3 protein-coding genes are annotated in these 3,027 nt (G+C 45.3%); 2 read left to right on the plus strand and 1 reads right to left on the minus strand.

Annotated elements, in window-relative coordinates; translation table 11 throughout:
- Nucleotides 1–439: 439 nt before the first annotated feature.
- Entirely contained in the window at nucleotides 440–1,843 is a 1,404-nt protein-coding gene (locus J0895_RS00815; protein WP_207086251.1) for a sensor histidine kinase, read from the minus strand.
- 77 nt (nucleotides 1,844–1,920) lie between these two features.
- Between J0895_RS00815 and J0895_RS00820 the strand changes: the two genes are divergently transcribed.
- Nucleotides 1,921–2,076, plus strand: coding sequence for a hypothetical protein (locus tag J0895_RS00820; protein WP_207086252.1), 156 nt, complete (start codon nucleotides 1,921–1,923; stop codon nucleotides 2,074–2,076).
- Nucleotides 2,077–2,220: 144 nt separating this feature from the next.
- Nucleotides 2,221–2,889 (plus strand): AAA family ATPase, encoded by a 669-nt coding sequence (locus tag J0895_RS00825; RefSeq protein ID WP_207086253.1) that lies wholly within the window; start codon nucleotides 2,221–2,223, stop codon nucleotides 2,887–2,889.
- The last annotated feature ends 138 nt before the right edge of the window (nucleotides 2,890–3,027 follow it).

A 3,027-nucleotide genomic window follows, 5' to 3' on the forward strand; every position in this document is an offset into this window, starting at 1 on the left:
AGTGTTTATTCACTACGTTAGAGGCAAGTGTTCAAGTTCTTACCTACGGATGCGTAGCTAGTCTGGAGCTACTAAAACTTAAAGATTAAACAGGCTTATTGGGTTAATCCAGTGTCTTTAAGATAGTACCGACCTCTAACAAAGGCGCAAGCTAACATTACCCCATTTATGGTCCGGCTCAATAGAGCAAAACCTTTATGCGTACAGGGTTGTAAGATTTCAGTTCGTAACTGCCCGAACGAAAGTAGATTGCAATACTACACGGGATTACACAACTCCAAGGCGGTAATGGTCTGATTAATTCATGGTTGACAATCTTTATGCAGCGTAAACCTAGCCCCTCCTTGACTCTCACCGCTAATTGGAGTACCAGTATAGCGTCCGTCTCAATGAGGGAAGAAAGATGATATCCTTCAAATTCGCTCTGTCCTTTGCTGGTTTATGCCTCGGGGTGCAATTTTTCGAGATCGGGTTTGGACAGGGGAAGGATAACGCTGACGGTAGTGCCGAGATTAAGCTGACTCTCTACCCGAATCCAACCGTGATGATTTTCCACGATCGCCTGGACGATCGCCAGTCCCAATCCAGACCCCGTAGAACCCCATTCCGGCGACTGGTGAGGTTCATGACTCCGCGCCGGATCCACCCGATAAAAGCGATCAAAAATATGAGGCACTGACTCGGGTGGAATGCCGATTCCACTATCTTTCACCGTAACTTGGACGCCGCCATTGGTACTCGGGCGATTGCTCACCCCGCTACATTCTAAGGTGATGGCAATTTGGCCCCCTTTCGCCGTATATTGCAACCCATTACTGACTAAATTCGTAAACAGTCGCGCCAGTTGGTCCCAATCTCCGGGAATGGTAAAATCCTGACCCGGTTCTGTTTCTATATCCATAAGGGGGGACTGAGGGTGATTGCCGCTATCAGGCGGATCAATAATTTCTAACACTAATTCAATGCCTTTTTCTGCGGCGATCGCCTCTTGTTCCTCCATCACTTCCATCAATAAGGCATCTATTGGCACAGGTTGTTTCCGCACCTTCACCATGCCGCTATCTTGTCGCGCTAAAAAGAGCAAATCATCCACCAATCGTCCCATGCGGCGCGTTAAGCGTTCCACTAACTGCAACTGCTGGCGATGAATTGGCGAATCTAATTCTGGGTCCGCAAGGGCCACCTGCACATTGGTTTGAATTGTGGCGATCGGATTTCTGAGTTCGTGGGAGGCATCGGAGGTAAACTGTTTGAGACGCTGGTATGATTCTCGCACAGGTTTCATAGCTAATCCCGACAGTAACCAGGCGATCGCGCTAATGGCAATTGCCATCAGGGAAGTTCCCACACTTAAATCAATAATTAATTGGCGAATTGGTTTGGTAACTTCAAACCAAGGATGACTGACTCGCAGATATCCCACCACTTGCCGTCCAATTTCCACGCGATCGGTAAATTGGCGCAGGAGTTGTCCCCCAGACAGTTGGACTGTTTCCCCATTCTTTTTCGGGTGAAGAGGACTCTCTAACGGTTCCCAGAGGGTAGACCACAATAATTCCCCAGTGGAACTAAACCATTCTAAATCGATATGGTCATCTTCGACGGTTTTGGCATTGTTGCGGAAACTGGCGACAACATTCACGGTATATTGGCCGGTTTTGGGGTCTTCATCGATCGCCAGCGATCGTTCCACCACTTCGACAACGTGCTTGAGGGTGTCATCAATGCGATCGATTAAGGTACTGCGAACATACACATAAAATCCCGTAGCAAACACCAGCAACAACACTGCTGTTAGTGCTGCATACCAAATCGCTAACCGTCTGCGCGTTGCTTGAAACATTTCTGGGATACTTATTGACGTTTATTATAATTGTAGAGTGAAATTTCAACTAAAACCCGTACCGATGATTTGATTTCATGACTTTTAATTGGCGATATTTCTTAATTTTTGCCTTCACTGCCGTCACCCTGTATTGGATGTCGGCGATTTCGGGGGATTTTATTCTTTCCCTAAAATTGACACCCAATCCCGGCCAGACCACGGATAATTTAAACGTCTGCACCACGGGTTGAACAATCAGGGGTAATCGTCCCGAATTGAGTCCATTTCCGGAGATTCTGTAAAAAAAATAAAAAAGACACAATAGGCCCGATGAATGTGGTATAATTTCACCGATATAAAAGTGACCTTAAACATGACAAAACAAGAGACCTATTATGAATGGTTTTGAAAAAATAGAGATTTATGGATTCCGGCGATTACACGCGATTCAAGTCGAAATGAGACCCTTAACGGTCATCATCGGGGCTAACGGAGTCGGGAAGACATCTTTTTTGGAAACCTTTTCCCTGTTATCAGAATCTGCAAAAGGTCAGTTACAGTCAAAAATTTCTGAATTGGGGGGCATTAGTGATATATTGACGAGAGATAGGGCTGATAATTTGCGCGTGGCCCGGTCAGTTTTTTTAGAAAAATATGGACAATTCAACTATTTTTTACAATTAAATATTAAAAATCAACACTTTTATGAAATTGAAAATGAAGTTCTTAATAAATTTCCGCTCTTGGTTTCTTACATCAATTCCCAGGGTTTAAATATTCAATATTTTGATGACAATCAGGTTCCGGTTCGTCCCAATTGGGAACATAATCCGCTGGAAACCTCGCTTTCGCAAGTTCCTAAAATGTACCCAGAAGCGGAAGCTGTGCGGAAGCAATTAGCCTCCTTTAGCTTTTATCGAGCTTGGGAATTGACTTTATCCCCCACAAGTCCTGTCCGGTTACCGCAAGCGATGCGTCCCGCCACTTTACCCGGAAATCGGGGGGAAGATTTAGTCTCCTGCCTTTTTGACACTCCCACGTCTAAAGAGCGTGGGATTCTGTAAGAGTCCAGAATCTGAACCTTAAGGGCGTAGTCAATGCGCCCCTACCAACTCCATCAAGATTCAATCCCAATGTTGTCGCTACTTTTCTGAGAATGTTGGCCGCCCCATTACAGTCAGCATTGATACACCAATTGTTTG

Origin of the sequence: Phormidium pseudopriestleyi FRX01 (assembly GCF_017313335.1) — a bacterium.
In the GTDB taxonomy this organism is placed as follows: domain Bacteria; phylum Cyanobacteriota; class Cyanobacteriia; order Cyanobacteriales; family Laspinemataceae; genus Laspinema; species Laspinema pseudopriestleyi.